Below are 17513 nucleotides of genomic sequence, written 5' to 3' on the forward strand. Positions count from 1 at the left end.
CAACACCTGTGTGACCTGCATCGTGCAGGCCTAGTTTGACTGACTACGCACATCACTGTGCGATTTATAAAAAAATGAATTAACAGGTACGTTTTGTCTTGTTTAGTTTTCAAAGAACTTTGCGCGCTTCTCTCGAAGCGACTATTTAATAGTAACATTTTTAGTTAACTAGGTCAATACTTTTTCGAGAAAAGTTTTTGCTAGTCATGTTTATGTCTTTTAAAAGACAACAGAAATGATTATACCATAAATCTTATGACTGTAAAGGGTTATGGCACAAAAAAAGCGCAGCTTTTTCAGCTGCGCTTTTTCTCACACTTCTTCTTGTGTTTCTTCTTGATCATCTTCTTCATTTTTCTCCACTAATGCTACTGTAGCAACATGCTCTTCTTCCGCCATTCTGATAAGGCGCACACCTTGAGTGACACGTCCGGTGGTTGAGATGTCATCAATGTCCATTCTAATGAGTACGCCGCTGGCTGTAATAATCATTAGATCCTCTTCACCTTTAGTAGCTTTTACTGTTACTAATTGGCCGTTGTTCTCGGTGATTTTCGCTGTTTTGAGTCCTTTTCCGCCACGGCTTTGGGTTCTGTACTCTTCAGCCGGAGTTCGTTTTCCGTAACCTTTTTCAGTTACGATAAGGACATGTGATTCTTCCTCTAATATCTCCATTCCGACAACAACGTCATCATCAGTCAGGGTGATACCTTTTACGCCTGCCGCAGTTCTCCCCATTTCCCGAACATCCGTTTCAGGGAAACGAATCAGCAATCCATTTTTCGTTCCGATGACCATTTGTTTTGTGCCGTCAGTTAGACGTACACCCATCAATTCATCATCCTCACGAAGACTCAGAGCGATTAAGCCATTGTTACGGATATTAGCGAACTGAGAAAGCGAAGTTCGTTTTGAAACCCCGTGCTTTGTTGTGAAGAAAAGGTAAAGTTCCGCGTTGAATTCAGAGACTGGAATAATCGCGTTAATCCATTCACCTTTTTCTACTTCCAACAGGTTGATAATCGGGATTCCTTTTGCTGTTCTGCCGTATTCAGGGATTTCATATCCTTTTGCACGATACACTTTCCCCTTGTTCGAGAAGAAAAGAATCGTGTCATGCGTTGATGTAGAGATCAGATGTTCAACGAAATCATCTTCGTTTGTCCCCATGCCCTGAACGCCTTTTCCGCCACGCTTTTGACTGCGGTAGGTTGAGGCAGGCAGACGTTTGATATATCCGTTGTGTGTCAGGGTGACAACGATGTTTTCTCTTTCGATGAGATCTTCATCTTCAATTGTTTCAAGACCGGCAGTGACGATCTCAGTGCGTCTTTCATCGTTAAAACGCTCTTTAATTTCTATGAGTTCTTCACGAATGATCTCAAGCACTTTTTCTTCATTGGCCAAGATTTCTTTAAGCTCTGCAATTAATTTAACAAGGGATCGGTACTCCTCTTCAATCTTTTCACGTTCCAATCCTGTTAAACGCTGCAGTCTCATATCAAGAATAGCTTGGGCTTGTTTTTCAGTCAGCGAGAATTGTTCAATTAATCCTGTTCTCGCAATTTCAGCCGTTTGAGAATTACGGATAAGGGAAATAACTGCATCAAGATGATCAAGAGCAATTCTCAATCCTTCCAAGATATGTGCTCTTGCCTCCGCTTTACGCAATTCATAAGCAGTACGGCGTCTGATTACGACTTTTTGGTGATCTAGGTAATACTCCAAGCATTGCTTTAAATTTAAAACTTTTGGCTGTCCGTCAACAAGCGCAAGCAGATTGATACCAAAAGAAGTTTGCAAAGCTGTTTGCTTATATAGATTATTTAGAATGACATGCGCGTTGGCATCTCTTCTGATTTCAATGACGATTCTCATACCTGTGCGGTCAGATTCATCACGTAGATCGGTAATACCTTCTATCTTCTTATCTCTGACAAGATCAGCGATTTTTTCGATTAGTTTTGCTTTATTTACTTGGTATGGAAGTTCTGTTACGACAATTCTTTCTTTTCCTGACGATGTTTGTTCGATCTCCGCTTTTGCCCGGATCGTAATCGAGCCTCGTCCTGATTCGTATGCTTTACGAATACCGCTTCGGCCCAAAATTTGCCCCGCAGTCGGGAAGTCAGGACCAGGAATAATCTCCATAAGCTCCTGTACTGCGATTTCAGGATTTTCACTGACAGCAAGCACACCGTCAATGATTTCTCCCAACTGGTGCGGAGGAATGTTTGTTGCCATACCTACCGCAATTCCGGCAGCGCCGTTTACAAGCAGATTCGGGAACCTTGAAGGCATAACGACAGGTTCTCTTTCTGATCCGTCATAGTTGTCCTGATAATCGATTGTGTCTTTTGTGATGTCTCGAAGAATTTCCATCGAGATTTTAGACATTCTTGCTTCCGTATAACGCATGGCAGCCGCAGAGTCCCCGTCAACAGAACCGAAGTTTCCGTGACCGTCAACGAGCATATAACGATAGTTGAAATCCTGCGCCATTCTGACCATGGATTCATATACCGCTGAATCACCATGCGGGTGGTATTTCCCGATAACTTCTCCGACGATACGCGCGGATTTTTTATAAGCCTTGTCACTTGTCATGCCCAGATCGTTCATTGCATACAAAATCCGTCTGTGAACCGGTTTTAAACCGTCACGGACATCTGGAAGAGCACGGGACACGATAACGCTCATTGCATAATCCAAGAAGGACGTACGCATTTCCTGACTGATATTTATTTCACGAACTTGTGGTGTGTTTTGTTCACTCATTAAAAAACCTCCCTGAAGTATCACATGAAATATGTGGGAGTAGATTGTCCATTATGATCTTCAATACGATTTCACTATTCTCCATTATATCAATAAACTTATGATTATACACATTAAATTGCTAGAATATATAGGTATTGCAAGCATTACTGCATCTGATCTCGTTCAGAAAAAAGCCTTATTTCTTATTGGAAATAAGGCTTTTTATGATTAGATGTCAAGATTTTTAACGTATCTCGCATTCGCTTCTATGAAGTTTCGGCGCGGTTCTACTTTGTCTCCCATTAGCATTTCAAATGTCTCATCGGCATCCATTGCATCTTCAAGAGTTACCTGAAGAAGTGTTCTGGAGCTCGGATCCATGGTTGTCTCCCATAACTGGGTCGCATTCATTTCTCCGAGACCTTTATAACGCTGCAATCCAGGCTTAGGCGTTTGAGGAAGAGTTTTCAACAGATCATCAAGTTCTTTGTCATTATATGCATATTCAACACGTTTTCCCTGTTGAACCTTGTAGAGCGGCGGCTGCGCAATATACACGTAGCCATTTTCAATAATTTGGCGCATATATCTGTAAAAGAACGTTAACAGCAGTGTTCTGATGTGCGCGCCATCAACGTCAGCATCAGTCATAATGACAACTTTGTGGTAACGGGCTTTCCCCAAGTTGAAATCTTCCCCTATACCTGTTCCGAGTGCTGTGATCATAGAACGAACTTCGTTGTTGGAAAGGATTTTGTCCAATCTTGCTTTTTCAACGTTTAAGATTTTACCTCTAAGCGGCAAAATGGCTTGGAAATGTCTATCGCGGCCTTGTTTAGCTGATCCTCCGGCAGAGTCACCCTCTACGATATATAACTCGGAAATGCTCGGATCTTTTGATGAGCAATCCGCTAGCTTACCGGGAAGGTTTGAAATTTCCAAAGCACTCTTGCGGCGTGTTAATTCACGCGCTTTTTTCGCAGCCATTCTTGCTCTTGCTGCCATCAAACCTTTGTCGACAATTTTTTTGGCCGCATCTGGATTTTCCAGCATAAATGTTTCCAATGCCGCAGAAAATAACGTATCGGTGATCGTCCGCGCTTCTGAGTTGCCTAGTTTTGTTTTCGTTTGGCCTTCAAACTGCGGATCAGGGTGTTTAATGGAAATAATCGCGGTTAGCCCTTCTCTTACGTCGTCACCGCTTAAGTTCGGATCATTTTCTTTAATGAGCCCTTTTTTTCTGGCGTAATCATTGATTACACGAGTCAGGCCCGTTTTGAAGCCGGCTTCGTGGGTCCCGCCTTCATACGTGTTAATGTTATTTGTAAACGAGTAAATGTTGCTTGTGTAGCTGTCATTATATTGCAAAGCCACTTCAACCGTAATGCCGTCCTTTTCGCCTTCAATGTAAATCGGCTCTTCATGGACAACTTCTTTAGAACGGTTTAAATACTCTACATAACTTTTAATTCCGCCTTCGTAATGGTACTCATTTTTGCGCTCTTGTCCTTCACGTTTATCTTCAATCGTGATGTTTACGCCTTTTGTCAAAAAGGCTAATTCGCGCACACGGTTAGCAAGCAGATCATAATCATACACAGTTGTTTCTGTGAAAATCTCAGGGTCCGGGACAAAATGTGTCGTCGTTCCTGAATGATCTGTTTCGCCAATGATTTCAAGGTCTGAAACCGGAACTCCGCGTTTATAGGTTTGACGATGGATTTTTCCGTCACGGTGTACCGTCACAACAAGCTCGGTTGAAAGCGCGTTTACAACTGACGCACCTACACCGTGCAATCCTCCGGATACTTTATAGCCGCTTCCGTCAAATTTCCCTCCGGCATGAAGCACCGTCATAATGACCTCTACCGCAGGCCGGCCCATTTTTTCATGAATACCGACTGGAATACCGCGGCCGTTATCTACCACCGTGATGCTGTTGTCTTTTTCGATTTGGATATTGATATCCGTACAATAACCGGCGAGGGCTTCGTCAATACTATTGTCGACAATTTCCCATACCAGATGGTGAAGGCCTTTGCTGTTGGTTGAACCGATGTACATTCCCGGTCTTTTACGAACAGCTTCCAATCCCTCCAGAACCTGTATCTGATTTTCATCATAACTGTTTTGCTGCTGTTCCATAGCCACGTCATTCACCTACACTTTTCTAAACGATATATTCGTGATAAAAAACTTCTAAGAATCTATTTCAAACATAAATTGCGCACGTTTTTTTAATGTGCTGGAAGATAAGGGAGAGTAATATATATTCTGAACCGTGACTACGATAGATTTTGGCGTGCCGTTTACGGAAGGCACCACCTTGTGTTTCTGTTTTTTCAGAAATTCTTCAACAATAGGCGACATGTTGGCTTTAAAATCAAAAATGCCGACAATATCTCGTGTTGAAACCACAAAGTCATCACCTAAATGAATATACAATTGCCCACCTCATTTCTTCACTTCACTAACGCACCGTTTTGCACACGGAACATTCCTGCTTGACGTAAGGTTTCGTGATCAATGCCATCAACGCTTGTCGTTGTGACAAACGTTTGTACACGGCCTTGGATCGTATGAAGCAAGTGTGACTGGCGATAATCATCCAGCTCACTCAATACATCATCCAATAGTAAAATGGGATATTCTCCGATTTCCTCATGGATCAGGTCAATCTCCGCAAGTTTAAGGGACAATGCCGTCGTTCGCTGCTGTCCTTGTGAACCATACGTCTGCACATCGCGTCCGTTCACATAGAAAAGAACATCGTCACGATGAGGACCTGACAGCGTAACACCGCGCTCAATTTCTTTTTCTCTTAATTTAGAAAACGCTTCTTGATAGCTATCTCCTATTTTCGACAAGTCTTTAGGATCTGATACCTCAAGAGCCGTACTGTACTTCAGGGTCAGCTCCTCAAGCCCTCTTGATATGCCCGTATGAATAGGCTGCGCCCATTTTTCAAGCTGCGCTGTAAACTGCAGGCGTTTTACAACGACTTTTGACGCAACTTCTACAAGCTGATCGGTCAAAACATCGAGCATCGTTCTGTCAGTTTGTTTTCTTGTTTGCAGCTGCTTCAAAAAATGATTTCGCTGGGAAAGGATTTTCTGGTAAAGAGAAAGATCATGCAGGTAGACAGGAGAAACCTGTCCAATTTCCATGTCAAGAAACCGCCTTCTCACTTGAGGGCTCCCCTTTACCAGATTTAAATCTTCCGGCGCGAACATGATGGTGTTGAGGGCCCCGACATACTGGCTGAGCTTTTGCTGTTCAATATGGTTGACCTTGCCCTTTTTACCCTTTTTGGAGATGACGAGCTGCATCGGGATCGCTCCGTTTTGCTTCATCACTCTTCCCTCTATTTTAGCATAGTCTTTGTCCCACCGTATAAGTTCTTTGTCATTTGATGTCCGGTGCGATTTCGCCATGGACAAGACATAGATCGCCTCCATGAGGTTTGTTTTCCCCTGGGCGTTTTCTCCGATGATGACATTTACTTTGTTTTCAAATTGGAGTTCAGCATGGTCGTAGTTGCGGTAAGATGTCAGTTCTAAGTTCTGGATATACAATCAGTATCACCCGCTTTAATTGACGACTTGAAAAGAACCAAATCCTTCAATCTCTACCACATCTCCAACATACAGCTTTCTGCCTCGGCGGTTGTCCGGTTCGTTGTTCACCAGCACTTCATGCTCGCTCAAAAACCACTTCGCCATACCGCCTGACTGAATGACATCGGCTAATTTCAAGAATTGTCCAAGTGTAATCATCTCTGTATCAATTGAAATCGGATTTGCCATTATATCGACCTCTTTCAAATATCACTAATATCTAATTGTACTAAAAAAAAACGAATTAGGGAAAGGGAAAACTTGTCGGAGCAGATACCGAATAGAAAAGCTGCCGAACGGGTCGGCAGCGTGTATCGGATTAATAGGTTCTGACAGGAAGGATAAGCTGTACAATCGTTTCATCATTCGGCGTGCGAATTAAGAAAGGCCTCATTGCACCTGTAAAGCTTACGCGTATCTCTGCTCCTTCAAGCACCTTTAGTGCATCCAACATATATTTTGGACTAAATGAGATATTTAATTCCTCACCATCAATTTGATCTGCAAGAATCGCTTCCACAACTTTACCGATTTCAGGTGAGTTAGAAGAAATCTCAATGGATTCAGCAGGTTTTGCAGAAAGTTTCACTACGTTGTTGCGCCCCTCTCTGGCTAGAAGGGATGCACGATCAATCGCCTGAAGGAATTCTTTCGTGTTCACAATGATTTCTGTTTTGCTTTCCTGCGGAATCAGGCTGGTTGTGTCCGGATAATTTCCGTCCAGAAGCCGCGAGAAGAACAAGACGTTTTTCGCTTTAAACAGAACTTGAGTTTCTGTGATCACGATATCTACAAGTTCCTGATTATCATCCAAAATCTTACTGAGTTCGGTTAAGCTTTTTCCCGGGATAACGACGTTGTAAGATCTGTCTTCTGGAATATCAAGTTTCGCTTTTCTTAATGCCAGACGGTGGCTATCCGTCGCAGTGCATAATAATTCACTTTTTTCCACGTTCCAGTTTACACCTGTCAAGATAGGGCGTGTTTCTGAGGTGGACACCGCGAACACTGTTTGTCTGATCAGATTTTTCAACAAATCAGTTGGGATCTGAATCGCATGATGCTCTTCGATCTGCGGCAAGTGCGGATATTCATCAGCGTCAAGCCCGTTTAGATTAAATTCTGCTTTGCCAGAACGGATAATTGTCAAATACTGATTTTGCACTTCGATTTCCACCATTGCCATCGGCAGTTTTTTGACAATTTCACTAAAGAAGCGGGCTTGTAAGACGATGCTTCCAGGCTGTTCTATCGTGACAATTTCTTTATCTCCTTCTTCTTTTGGAATAAAGGATTCGATAGAAATATCTGAATCGCTTCCCGTAAAGGATACTCCATCATCTGATGCAACGATTTTAATACCAGTCAAGATGGGAATTGTAGTTCTGGATGAAACGGCTTTTAATACATCTTGGACACTTTCAACAAGACGATCTTTTTGAATCGTGAATTTCATTTTTATCCTCCTAACGGATAATGTATTTATATATATATTTTTTTAAAAAATAGTAGCAGTAATAGTAGGGCTTGTGGATTTGTGGATAAGTTGTGAAAAAGACAGGAAACACAGCCTATCCACATGTGGACAGACTGTGCATGACTAATGAAAAGTTATTCACACTTTCCCCGATTAATCCCCGGTCCTGCTATTTAAGCTGTTCTTTAATTTCTTTTACATGCTGCTGAAGCTGTTCATCATCTGTCAGCAGTTTTGAAATTTTTTCATGCGCATGAATAACGGTCGTATGGTCACGGCCTCCAAATTCTTCCCCGATTTTAGGAAGAGAGGAATCAGTCATTTCCCTTGATAAGTACATGGCAATTTGGCGCGGGAAAGCAACTGATTTTGTCCGTTTTTTTGCTTTGAAATCCTCGAGTTTAATATTAAATTGCTGGCCTACTACCCTCTGAATTTCTTTTATCGTAATGACTTTCGGTTTTGAAGAAGGAATAATATCTTTCAGCGCCTCAGCGGCCAGATCAGCATTAATATCTTTATTAATTAAAGATGAGTAAGCAACAACTCTGATTAATGCTCCTTCAAGTTCCCGAATATTGCTGTCGATTTGATTTGCGATGTAAAGCATAACCTCATTCGGAATATCGAGGCCTTCTGCTTTGGCTTTTTTTCTTAAAATCGCAATTCTCGTCTCCAAATCAGGCGGCGTGATATCCGTAATCAGGCCCCATTCAAAACGAGAACGTAATCTGTCTTCAAGTGTCGGAATTTCTTTTGGCGGTCTGTCACTTGAAATGACGATTTGTTTGCTTTCTTCGTGCAATGTGTTAAATGTATGGAAAAATTCTTCCTGGGTCTGTTCTTTTCCCGCTAAAAATTGAATATCATCTATCAAAAGCACATCGACATTTCGATAGCGATTGCGGAAATCGACGGCTTTATTATCTCGGATAGAGTTGATGAATTCGTTTGTAAATTTCTCAGAAGACAGATAAACCACTTTGGCAGAAGGATTATGATCTATTACATAATGGCCGATCGCATGCATTAAGTGTGTTTTCCCTAAGCCGACGCCCCCATAGATAAATAAAGGGTTGTATGCTTTCGCGGGTGCTTCCGCTACTGCGAGAGAAGCAGCGTGTGCAAATCGGTTTCCAGATCCGATGACAAAAGTATCAAAAGTATATTTTGGATTGAGCATATTTTGGGGAAAATCAGATGTTTCTTCTTTGACCGCTTTTTTGACTTGCGGTTTCGGCATAAAGTCTTCAACATCTTGATTTTGAGGAATGACAAACTTAATGCTCAATTCTTCCCCGGTTAATTCATATATAGTATCTGCAATAAGATGCAAGTATCTGGACTCGAGCCAGTCTCTGGCAAATTCATTAGGAGCGGTGATTGTCAATGTATCTCCCTGCAGTGAGTGGGCTTTGGTTGATTTCATCCAAGTTTCAAAGCTCGGTTTGCTCAACTTTTTTTCGATTTGAGCAAGGGCTTGATTCCACAGATCTAATATATTTTCCATCTTCCGGCACGTCCCTCCTTTTCATAGAAAATAGCGTCTTTCTCTGTTATAGAACACAAAAAAAGAGCAAATGGCGCTTGCCATTCGTACACATTAAATGTTGAAAACATATAATATAGTAGATAAATAGCTTTTCGACAAATTTCACAACTTGTGGACAAGGTTCTACACAAGCTGTGTGAAATCAATCCACAACTTATCCACACTTTGTGGATAAAAAGGGAAGGTGAGATTAGTAATTAAGAGTTAAAACACAAATATAATACCAAAATAAACGAGAGCTTGCAATGGGTCTCACAATCTTATCCACAAAGCGGACAGCCTGTTGAAAAAAAATTGTCCACAGACGTTGGTAATGTGAAAATGTTGTCGATAACCTCTGTGGATATTAAAAAAGGCGTAAAAGATATCCACATTCGTGATTTTAGGGCAAATTGTTAGGTTGTCTTTTTTCGTTAATTTAAGGAATCTTAAAAATAAGGTTTCGAAAGTTGAAAAGGTATGTTATCCTATTATGGTTGCGAGAAACAAAAGCACTAGTGAAGTTGACAATGAACAGGTAACGCAAATATAATAAGTAAGACTGTCTTTAACAGCTATTCCTCGAGGGAGGTGTCATAAATGAAAAGAACATTCCAACCGAATAACCGTAAACGCAGTAAAGTTCATGGCTTCAGAAGCCGTATGAGTTCAAAAAACGGTCGTCTAGTTTTAGCACGCCGTCGCCGTAAAGGCAGAAAAGTATTATCAGCTTAGGCCACTGAATAATGTCAGTGGTCTTTTTTCACGTTATGGGAAAAGATAGATGTGATGCGGAATGAACCGGGGGTTGCTTCCTGGTTCTGACGCATCTCATTTTTCATCATAAATTTTAAAAGTTTCTGCCAGCCAGTATCGGAGTGAGTCATTTGAAGAAGCGAAATCGTTTAAAGAAAAATGAAGATTTTCAAAAAGTGTTTAAGCATGGGACATCAGTAGCGAACCGCCAATTTGTCTTATATACGCTTGATCAGCCTGAAAACGATGAGCTGCGTGTCGGGCTTTCCGTCAGCAAAAAAATTGGCAACGCTGTGATGCGAAATCGGATCAAACGTTTGATTCGGCAGGCCTTTCTTGAAGAGAAAGAGAGACTGAAGGAAAAGGATTACATCATTATTGCCAGAAAACCGGCGAGCCAGCTGACATATGAGGAAACAAAAAAAAGTCTGCAGCATCTATTCAGGAAGTCTTCTTTATATAAGAAATCTTCGTCAAAGTAGGCATTGCCACTGCTTTCTTACAACTTTTAAAAGCGCTTCCTTTCTGGTTATCAGAAAAAGACACCATTTAAAACTGAAAGATGCTAAAATACATACAAGTATGCTTTGCAATAAAAGAGCGTAAAGATTGATTATAGGAGGAAATGTTCTTGAAAAGGAGAATAGGGTTGCTATTAAGTATGGTTGGCGTATTCATGCTTTTGGCTGGATGCTCGAGTGTGCAAGAGCCGATCACTGCAGATAGTCCGCATTTTTGGGACAAGTACGTAGTATATCCATTGTCTGAGCTCATTACGTATGTAGCGAAAGTGACGGGAGATAACTATGGGCTTTCAATTATTCTTGTTACCATTTTGATTCGTTTATTAATTTTGCCGCTGATGATTAAGCAGCTGAGAAGTTCGAAAGCGATGCAGGCTTTACAGCCGGAAATGCAAAAGCTTAAAGAAAAATACAGTTCAAAGGATCAAAAAACGCAGCAAAAGCTTCAGCAGGAAACAATGGCTTTATTCCAAAAGAACGGTGTCAATCCGTTGGCGGGATGTTTCCCGATTTTAATCCAGATGCCGATTTTAATTGGATTCTATCATGCGATCATGAGAACACAGGCGATATCAGAGCATAGTTTCCTATGGTTTGACTTAGGAGAAAAAGATCCTTACTATATTCTTCCTATCGTTGCCGGGGTCGCTACATTTGTTCAGCAAAAGTTGATGATGGCGGGGAATGCGCAGCAAAATCCGCAAATGGCGATGATGCTTTGGATTATGCCGATCATGATTATCGTATTTGCAATCAATTTCCCGGCGGCTCTTTCTCTTTATTGGGTAGTCGGTAACTTGTTTATGATTGCGCAAACTTTCCTTATCAAAGGACCTGATATTAAAAAAGATCCTGAACCGCAAAAAGCCGGAGGAAAGAAAAAGTGAGGAATGTGACTGCTGCAGGGCGAAATGTCGATGAAGCAGTACAGTCTGGGTTGCAAGAGCTGGAATTAACAATGGATAAGGTGGAAATGACCGTTATTGATGAGGGAAACAAAGGGTTTCTTGGTATTTTCGGTAAAAAGCCGGCGGTCGTAAAGCTTGTTGAAAAGATTGACCCGATTCAGCAAGCGAAGTCTTATCTAAAAACAATTGCCGAAGCCATTGCCGGGAAGTCTGATGTGACTGTTCAAGAAAACAAAAAGACAGTGAGTTTCCATATAACAGGTGAAAAAGCGGCACTGTTGATTGGGAAAAGAGGACAAACCTTAAATGCCCTTGAAACTTTGACACAGCTTGTTATTAATCGTTATTCAGGCCCATTTAAACATGTGACGGTGGATGCTGAAAACTATCGCTTGAAAAGAAAAGAAACTCTGAGTCAGCTGGCCACCAGGCTTGCAGATCAGGTGTTGAAAACGAAAAAAGCAGTTCATCTTGAACCTATGCCGTCCAGTGAAAGAAAAGTCATCCATGATACTCTTTCTGGATATGCAAATCACCAGATCAAAACGTATTCAATGGGTGAAGGCGAAAATCGCCATCTCGTTATTTCCCATAAAAAATAGCATAAAACCGAAGTCCGGTAAAAAGCGGATTTCGGTTTTTTTTGTATGGTAAAAAGCTATTTTTCCTAGTAATATCAAGCTTTTGCCGTTTAATTTTTTTCTTTTTAGGTGTATCCTGTTGATAAAAAGGAAGTTCAGGAAATAAAATTAATTGTTATTCACATGTGGATAAGTTAAAGTAATAGAGGGTGAATCCCTAATTCTGTGGATAACACATCTTCCACTTCGAAACAAACTATGTTATCTTTTAGTTTTGGCATAATAAAATTTTTTTATATAGATGAAAGTATAAGTAAAGAGAGGTGAACAGCATGGATACAATTGCGGCAATTTCCACTCCGATGGGAGAAGGCGCGATTGCGATTGTACGGTTGAGCGGACCAGAAGCAATTCAAATCGCTGATAAAATGTATAAAGGGCCGAAGGGGAAAACACTCAGCTCGGTTGAATCACATACGATTCATTATGGTCATATCGTAGACAGACCTTCGGATCGTGTCGTTGAGGAAGTAATGGTATCAGTGTTAAAAGCGCCGAGAACTTTTACACGTGAAGACGTCATCGAAATTAACTGTCACGGGGGAATTGTGACTGTAAACCAAGTGCTTCAGCTCGCATTGAGAGAGGGAGCGAGACTGGCAGAGCCGGGTGAATTTACGAAACGCGCGTTTTTAAACGGCCGAATCGATCTTTCACAGGCTGAAGCGGTTATGGACTTAATCAGAGCAAAAACGGATCGGGCAATGAATGTCGCTATAAATCAAATGGAAGGGCGTCTTTCTGCTTTGGTGCGCCGTTTGCGCAGTGAGATTTTAGAAACACTGGCTCATGTTGAGGTGAATATCGATTATCCGGAGTATGATGATGTTGAGGAAATGACACATCAGCTTTTGGTTGAAAAGGCAACCGCCGTGAAAAAAGAAATTGAGGCGCTGCTGAGGACTTCTGAGCAGGGAAAAATCTTGCGTGAAGGTCTTTCTACTGTCATTATCGGACGGCCGAATGTAGGGAAATCATCTCTTCTGAACAGCCTCGTTCATGAGGCGAAAGCCATTGTAACCGATATTCCCGGAACGACTCGGGATGTGATTGAGGAATACGTTAATGTAAGGGGCGTTCCGCTTCGTCTGGTTGATACTGCAGGTATTCGTGAAACAGAGGATATTGTTGAACGAATCGGTGTTGAACGTTCACGTCAGGTTCTAAAGGAAGCGGACCTGATTTTACTTGTGCTTAATTATAGTGAAGAGCTTTCTGAAGAAGACGTAAAGCTTTTTGAAGCGGTTGAGGGCATGGACGTTATCGTGATTATGAATAAGACTGACCTTGAGGCTAAGATTGACATTGAGCGTGTCCGTGAGCTTGCCAAAGGACGTCCTGTTGTTACGACATCCCTATTAAAAGAGGAAGGCATCAATGATTTAGAAGAAGCGATTCAATCGCTTTTCTACACGGGTGCCATTGAAAGCGGAGATCTGACGTATGTCAGCAATACACGCCATATCTCTATTTTACAGCAAGCAAAAAGTGCCATTGAAGATGCGCTTAGCGGCATCGAACAGGATGTCCCGATCGACATGGTGCAAATTGACCTTACAAGATGCTGGGAGCTGTTGGGCGAAATCATCGGAGATGCTGTCCACGAAAGCTTGATTGATCAGCTCTTTTCACAATTCTGTTTAGGAAAATAATAAAAGGAGGAACCGAATCATGGGGTATGAAGCAGGCCAATACGATGTGATTGTGATTGGCGCCGGGCATGCCGGTGTTGAGGCTGCCCTCGCATCAGCACGCCAAGGCGCCAAAACACTTGTCTTGACCATCAACCTAGATATGGTTGCATTTATGCCATGTAATCCGTCTGTCGGCGGCCCCGCAAAAGGGATTGTCGTCCGCGAAATTGACGCGCTCGGCGGAGAAATGGGCAAAAACATCGATAAAACGCATATTCAAATGAGAATGCTGAATACTGGAAAAGGTCCTGCCGTCCGCGCATTGCGTGCACAAGCAGACAAATTCCAATATCAGCACGAAATGAAAAATACACTTGAAAAAGAACCAAACTTAACAATGCTGCAAGGAATTGTGGAGCGGCTGATCGTTGAAGACGGCGAATGCCGCGGTGTCATTACACAAACAGGCGCGCATTATCGTGCGAAAGCAGTTGTCATGACGACAGGGACATATTTAAGAGGACGAATCATTCTTGGAGATCTGTCTTACTCAAGCGGTCCGAATAACCAGCAGCCTTCTATCAAGCTTTCTGAGCATTTGGAGGAACTGGGCTTTGACCTTGTTCGTTTTAAAACAGGTACGCCGCCTCGCGTCAAAAGCGATACGATTGATTACAGCAAAACGGAAATTCAGCCTGGTGACGATGTGCCTCGCGCTTTCTCATATGAAACAGTGGAATATATTACAGATCAGCTTCCTTGCTGGCTGACATATACAAGCCCTGAGACACATGAGATTATTGACGGCAACCTGCACCGTTCACCGATGTATTCGGGTATGATCAAAGGGACGGGTCCTAGATACTGCCCGTCCATTGAAGATAAAGTTGTCCGTTTTAATGATAAACCGCGTCACCAAATCTTCCTTGAGCCGGAAGGCAGAAATACGCAGGAAGTCTATGTCCAAGGTTTATCTACAAGTCTTCCAGAAGATGTACAGCAAAGAATGCTTGCAACGATTCCGGGTCTTGAAAACGTGCAAATGATGAGAGCCGGCTATGCGATCGAGTACGATGCGATCGTACCAACACAGCTGTGGCCGACACTTGAAACGAAAAAAATCACAAACCTTTACACGGCAGGCCAAATTAACGGAACATCCGGTTATGAAGAAGCTGCGGGACAAGGAATTATGGCGGGAATCAATGCAGGACGAAAAGCGCTTGGAGAAGAAGAAGTGATTTTAAGCCGTTCTGATGCCTACATTGGGGTTCTGATTGATGACCTTGTGACAAAAGGAACCAATGAACCATACCGTCTTTTGACATCACGTGCAGAATACAGATTGCTTCTTCGCCATGACAATGCTGATTTGCGTCTGACAGAAATCGGACACCGCATTGGATTGATTTCTGATGAGCGATATGCAGCTTTTGGGAAGAAAAAAGCGGCGATCGAAGCGGAGAAAAAACGTCTTCACTCTGTGATTATCAAGCCATCTCCGGAAAATCAAGAATATATCCGTTCTCTTGGCGGAAGCGAATTGAAAGATGGCGTTCGCGGCACAGACTTGATGAAACGTCCTGAAATGAACTATGAAACAGTCACTAAACTGGCGCCGCCAGAAGTGCCGGTTCCGCAAGACGTGGCAGAACAAGTAGAAATCCAAGTGAAATATGAAGGATATATTGAAAAATCCCTTCAGCAAGTGGAAAAACTGAAGAAGATGGAAAACAAAAAAATTCCGGATCGAATTGATTATGACGCAATCAAAGGGATCGCGACTGAGGCGCGTCAAAAACTAAAAAATGTGCGTCCTTTGTCTGTTGCCCAAGCTTCCCGCATTTCCGGTGTAAACCCGGCGGACATTTCAATTCTATTGGTGTATTTAGAGCAGGGACGCATTGCGAAGATAGCCGAATAGAAAGGATGACGGCATGAATATTGAAGAATTCACTTCTGGTTTGGCGGAAAAAGGGATCTCCCTTTCTCCCCGTCAGCTGGAGCAATTTGAGCTGTATTATGACATGCTGGTTGAATGGAACGAAAAAATCAATCTGACTTCAATTACAGAGAAAAAAGAAGTGTATCTTAAGCATTTTTATGATTCCATTACAGCCGCTTTTTATGTCGACTTCAATCAGATGAACACGATTTGTGATGTCGGAGCGGGAGCGGGTTTTCCGAGTCTTCCGATTAAAATATGCTTTCCGCACCTCCATGTTACAATCGTGGATTCACTAAACAAACGGATTACGTTTTTAGAAAAGTTGTCTGAAGCTTTGCAATTGGAGAATACGACATTCTGCCATGACAGAGCTGAAACATTCGGACAGCGGAAAGACGTACGGGAAAGCTATGATATTGTGACGGCGCGAGCAGTTGCAAGACTATCTGTTTTGAGCGAACTTTGCCTGCCTCTGGTGAAGAAAAACGGTTTATTTGTTGCTTTAAAAGCCGCATCAGCTGAAGAAGAACTGAATGCTGGCAAAAAAGCGATCACGACGCTTGGAGGAGAACTTGAGAATATCCATTCCTTTAAGCTGCCTATTGAAGAAAGCGATCGTAATATTATGGTGATACGAAAGACAAAAAATACACCTAAGAAGTATCCAAGAAAACCGGGAACTCCTAATAGATCGCCAATTGAAGGGTAATTTAGACAGCCTGATGTGACAATACCATCATATTTTCATCAAAATTGGTGGATGTACAGCAGGAAAAACCATGAGAAAATAGAATTATAAAAATGGCAGTTTTTAAAGGTGGTGTAGGTACATGAAGCATTCATTCTCTCGTTTCTTCGGGCTTGGTGAGAAGGAACAGGAACCGGAGATTGCTGAACAAGAGACAAACAAAGAAGAGATTCTGGAAATACCGGTAAATGCTATCGTTCCCAACCGTTTTCAGCCACGCACCATTTTCTCAGATGAAAAAATCAAAGAGTTAGCAATGACCATTCATACACACGGCATTATTCAGCCGATTGTTGTCAGGCATACAGAAGAAGAAGGCCAATACGAACTCATTGCAGGTGAAAGACGCTGGAGAGCGGTTCAATCGCTCGAGTGGGAAAAGATTCCGGCTATTATTAAGGATTTTTCGGATACGGAAACCGCTTCTGTAGCGTTAATTGAAAACTTGCAGCGGGAAGAACTGTCTTCTATTGAGGAAGCGCATGCCTATGCTAGGCTTCTTGAGCTTCATGATTTAACACAGGAAGCTCTCGCGCAGCGTTTAGGAAAAGGGCAGTCAACAATTGCGAACAAGCTGCGGTTATTAAAGCTGCCTCAGCCGGTCCAAGACGCGATTATGGAGAAGAAAATCACTGAGCGGCATGCCAGAGCACTGATTCCGCTGAAACAGCCTGAGCTCCAAGTCACACTGCTCACAGAGATTATTGAGAAAAGTTTAAATGTAAAGCAGACGGAAGACCGAGTGGTGAAAATGCTGGAGCAAGGCCAGAGAAAACCGAAGCCGAGACGCAAAGCGTTCAGCAGAGATACAAGAATTGCAATGAACACGATTCGACAGTCACTATCAATGGTTGAAGACAGCGGTGTAAAATTGAATACAGAAGAAGAAGAATTTGAAGAATATATTCAATTAACGATTCGCATACCAAAATAAAAGCTCTCCTGAAAAGCAGGAGAGCTTTTATTTTT

15 protein-coding genes are annotated in these 17513 nt (G+C 42.2%); 8 read left to right on the forward strand and 7 right to left on the reverse strand.

All coding sequences use genetic code 11. The features are described 5' to 3' along the window. Positions 1 to 312 precede the first annotated feature (312 nt). The 7 genes from gyrA to dnaA all read right to left on the reverse strand — a co-directional run bounded on the left by gyrA (position 313) and on the right by dnaA (position 9364). On the reverse strand, positions 313 to 2778 hold the full coding sequence (gene gyrA / locus V6D44_RS05225; RefSeq protein WP_087993740.1) for a DNA topoisomerase (ATP-hydrolyzing) subunit A: 2466 nt from the start codon (positions 2776 to 2778) through the stop codon (positions 313 to 315). A gap of 210 nt (positions 2779 to 2988) precedes the next feature. After that, on the reverse strand, positions 2989 to 4905 hold the full coding sequence (gyrB, locus tag V6D44_RS05230) for a DNA topoisomerase (ATP-hydrolyzing) subunit B (RefSeq protein ID WP_148963437.1): 1917 nt from the start codon (positions 4903 to 4905) through the stop codon (positions 2989 to 2991). A gap of 54 nt (positions 4906 to 4959) precedes the next feature. Beyond that, entirely contained in the window at positions 4960 to 5205 is a 246-nt protein-coding gene (gene remB, locus V6D44_RS05235; RefSeq protein WP_003219266.1) for an extracellular matrix regulator RemB, read from the reverse strand. A 17-nt stretch (positions 5206 to 5222) separates the two neighbouring features. Further along, positions 5223 to 6335: a DNA replication/repair protein RecF gene (recF, locus tag V6D44_RS05240; protein WP_202327737.1), complete on the reverse strand. Its 1113-nt coding sequence runs from the start codon at positions 6333 to 6335 to the stop codon at positions 5223 to 5225. Between the two features lie 15 nt (positions 6336 to 6350). Next, on the reverse strand, positions 6351 to 6566 hold the full coding sequence (gene rlbA, locus V6D44_RS05245; protein ID WP_003219264.1) for a ribosome maturation protein RlbA: 216 nt from the start codon (positions 6564 to 6566) through the stop codon (positions 6351 to 6353). A gap of 130 nt (positions 6567 to 6696) precedes the next feature. Then, the gene (gene dnaN, locus V6D44_RS05250) at positions 6697 to 7833 is read right to left on the reverse strand and encodes a DNA polymerase III subunit beta (protein WP_202327738.1); all 1137 of its coding nucleotides are present in this window, start codon (positions 7831 to 7833) and stop codon (positions 6697 to 6699) included. Positions 7834 to 8023: 190 nt separating this feature from the next. Continuing rightward, complete coding sequence (dnaA, locus tag V6D44_RS05255; protein ID WP_039074864.1) at positions 8024 to 9364, reverse strand: chromosomal replication initiator protein DnaA; 1341 nt, start codon at positions 9362 to 9364, stop codon at positions 8024 to 8026. A gap of 621 nt (positions 9365 to 9985) precedes the next feature. Between dnaA and rpmH the strand changes: the two genes are divergently transcribed. From rpmH to noc, 8 genes are all read left to right on the forward strand, one after another. Then, positions 9986 to 10120, forward strand: coding sequence for a 50S ribosomal protein L34 (gene rpmH, locus V6D44_RS05260; RefSeq protein ID WP_003178075.1), 135 nt, complete (start codon positions 9986 to 9988; stop codon positions 10118 to 10120). A 152-nt stretch (positions 10121 to 10272) separates the two neighbouring features. After that, on the forward strand, positions 10273 to 10623 hold the full coding sequence (gene rnpA / locus V6D44_RS05265) for a ribonuclease P protein component (protein ID WP_003242628.1): 351 nt from the start codon (positions 10273 to 10275) through the stop codon (positions 10621 to 10623). A gap of 143 nt (positions 10624 to 10766) precedes the next feature. After that, the gene (gene spoIIIJ / locus V6D44_RS05270; protein ID WP_087993744.1) at positions 10767 to 11552 is read left to right on the forward strand and encodes a YidC family membrane integrase SpoIIIJ; all 786 of its coding nucleotides are present in this window, start codon (positions 10767 to 10769) and stop codon (positions 11550 to 11552) included. After that, positions 11549 to 12175, forward strand: coding sequence for an RNA-binding cell elongation regulator Jag/EloR (jag, locus tag V6D44_RS05275; RefSeq protein ID WP_202327739.1), 627 nt, complete (start codon positions 11549 to 11551; stop codon positions 12173 to 12175). Before spoIIIJ ends, jag begins: the two co-directional genes overlap by 4 nt. 311 nt (positions 12176 to 12486) lie before the next feature. After that, complete coding sequence (mnmE, locus tag V6D44_RS05280; protein ID WP_253268763.1) at positions 12487 to 13866, forward strand: tRNA uridine-5-carboxymethylaminomethyl(34) synthesis GTPase MnmE; 1380 nt, start codon at positions 12487 to 12489, stop codon at positions 13864 to 13866. Between the two features lie 19 nt (positions 13867 to 13885). Then, on the forward strand, positions 13886 to 15772 hold the full coding sequence (gene mnmG / locus V6D44_RS05285) for a tRNA uridine-5-carboxymethylaminomethyl(34) synthesis enzyme MnmG (protein WP_087993747.1): 1887 nt from the start codon (positions 13886 to 13888) through the stop codon (positions 15770 to 15772). Positions 15773 to 15785: 13 nt separating this feature from the next. Beyond that, entirely contained in the window at positions 15786 to 16505 is a 720-nt protein-coding gene (gene rsmG, locus V6D44_RS05290) for a 16S rRNA (guanine(527)-N(7))-methyltransferase RsmG (protein WP_087993748.1), read from the forward strand. Positions 16506 to 16626: 121 nt separating this feature from the next. Continuing rightward, positions 16627 to 17478 carry a nucleoid occlusion protein gene (gene noc, locus V6D44_RS05295; RefSeq protein WP_003236638.1) on the forward strand — a complete coding sequence of 284 codons (852 nt, stop codon included), beginning with the start codon at positions 16627 to 16629 and terminating at the stop codon, positions 17476 to 17478. Positions 17479 to 17513: the final 35 nt, after the last annotated feature.

Source organism: Bacillus sp. 0209A (assembly GCF_036765095.1).
GTDB lineage: Bacteria > Bacillota > Bacilli > Bacillales > Bacillaceae > Bacillus > Bacillus subtilis_G.

What these genes read in the sequence shown, in the direction of transcription:
- gyrA (WP_087993740.1), bottom strand. Translation starts at nt 2,778, where the DNA reads ATGAGTGAACAAAACACACCACAAGTTCGTGAAATAAATATCAGTCAG.
- gyrB (WP_148963437.1), bottom strand. Translation starts at nt 4,905, where the DNA reads ATGGAACAGCAGCAAAACAGTTATGATGAAAATCAGATACAGGTTCTG.
- rlbA (WP_003219264.1), bottom strand. Translation starts at nt 6,566, where the DNA reads ATGGCAAATCCGATTTCAATTGATACAGAGATGATTACACTTGGACAA.
- dnaN (WP_202327738.1), bottom strand. Translation starts at nt 7,833, where the DNA reads ATGAAATTCACGATTCAAAAAGATCGTCTTGTTGAAAGTGTCCAAGAT.
- dnaA (WP_039074864.1), bottom strand. Translation starts at nt 9,364, where the DNA reads ATGGAAAATATATTAGATCTGTGGAATCAAGCCCTTGCTCAAATCGAA.
- rpmH (WP_003178075.1), top strand. Translation starts at nt 9,986, where the DNA reads ATGAAAAGAACATTCCAACCGAATAACCGTAAACGCAGTAAAGTTCAT.
- spoIIIJ (WP_087993744.1), top strand. Translation starts at nt 10,767, where the DNA reads ATGTTCTTGAAAAGGAGAATAGGGTTGCTATTAAGTATGGTTGGCGTA.
- mnmE (WP_253268763.1), top strand. Translation starts at nt 12,487, where the DNA reads ATGGATACAATTGCGGCAATTTCCACTCCGATGGGAGAAGGCGCGATT.
- mnmG (WP_087993747.1), top strand. Translation starts at nt 13,886, where the DNA reads ATGGGGTATGAAGCAGGCCAATACGATGTGATTGTGATTGGCGCCGGG.
- rsmG (WP_087993748.1), top strand. Translation starts at nt 15,786, where the DNA reads ATGAATATTGAAGAATTCACTTCTGGTTTGGCGGAAAAAGGGATCTCC.
- noc (WP_003236638.1), top strand. Translation starts at nt 16,627, where the DNA reads ATGAAGCATTCATTCTCTCGTTTCTTCGGGCTTGGTGAGAAGGAACAG.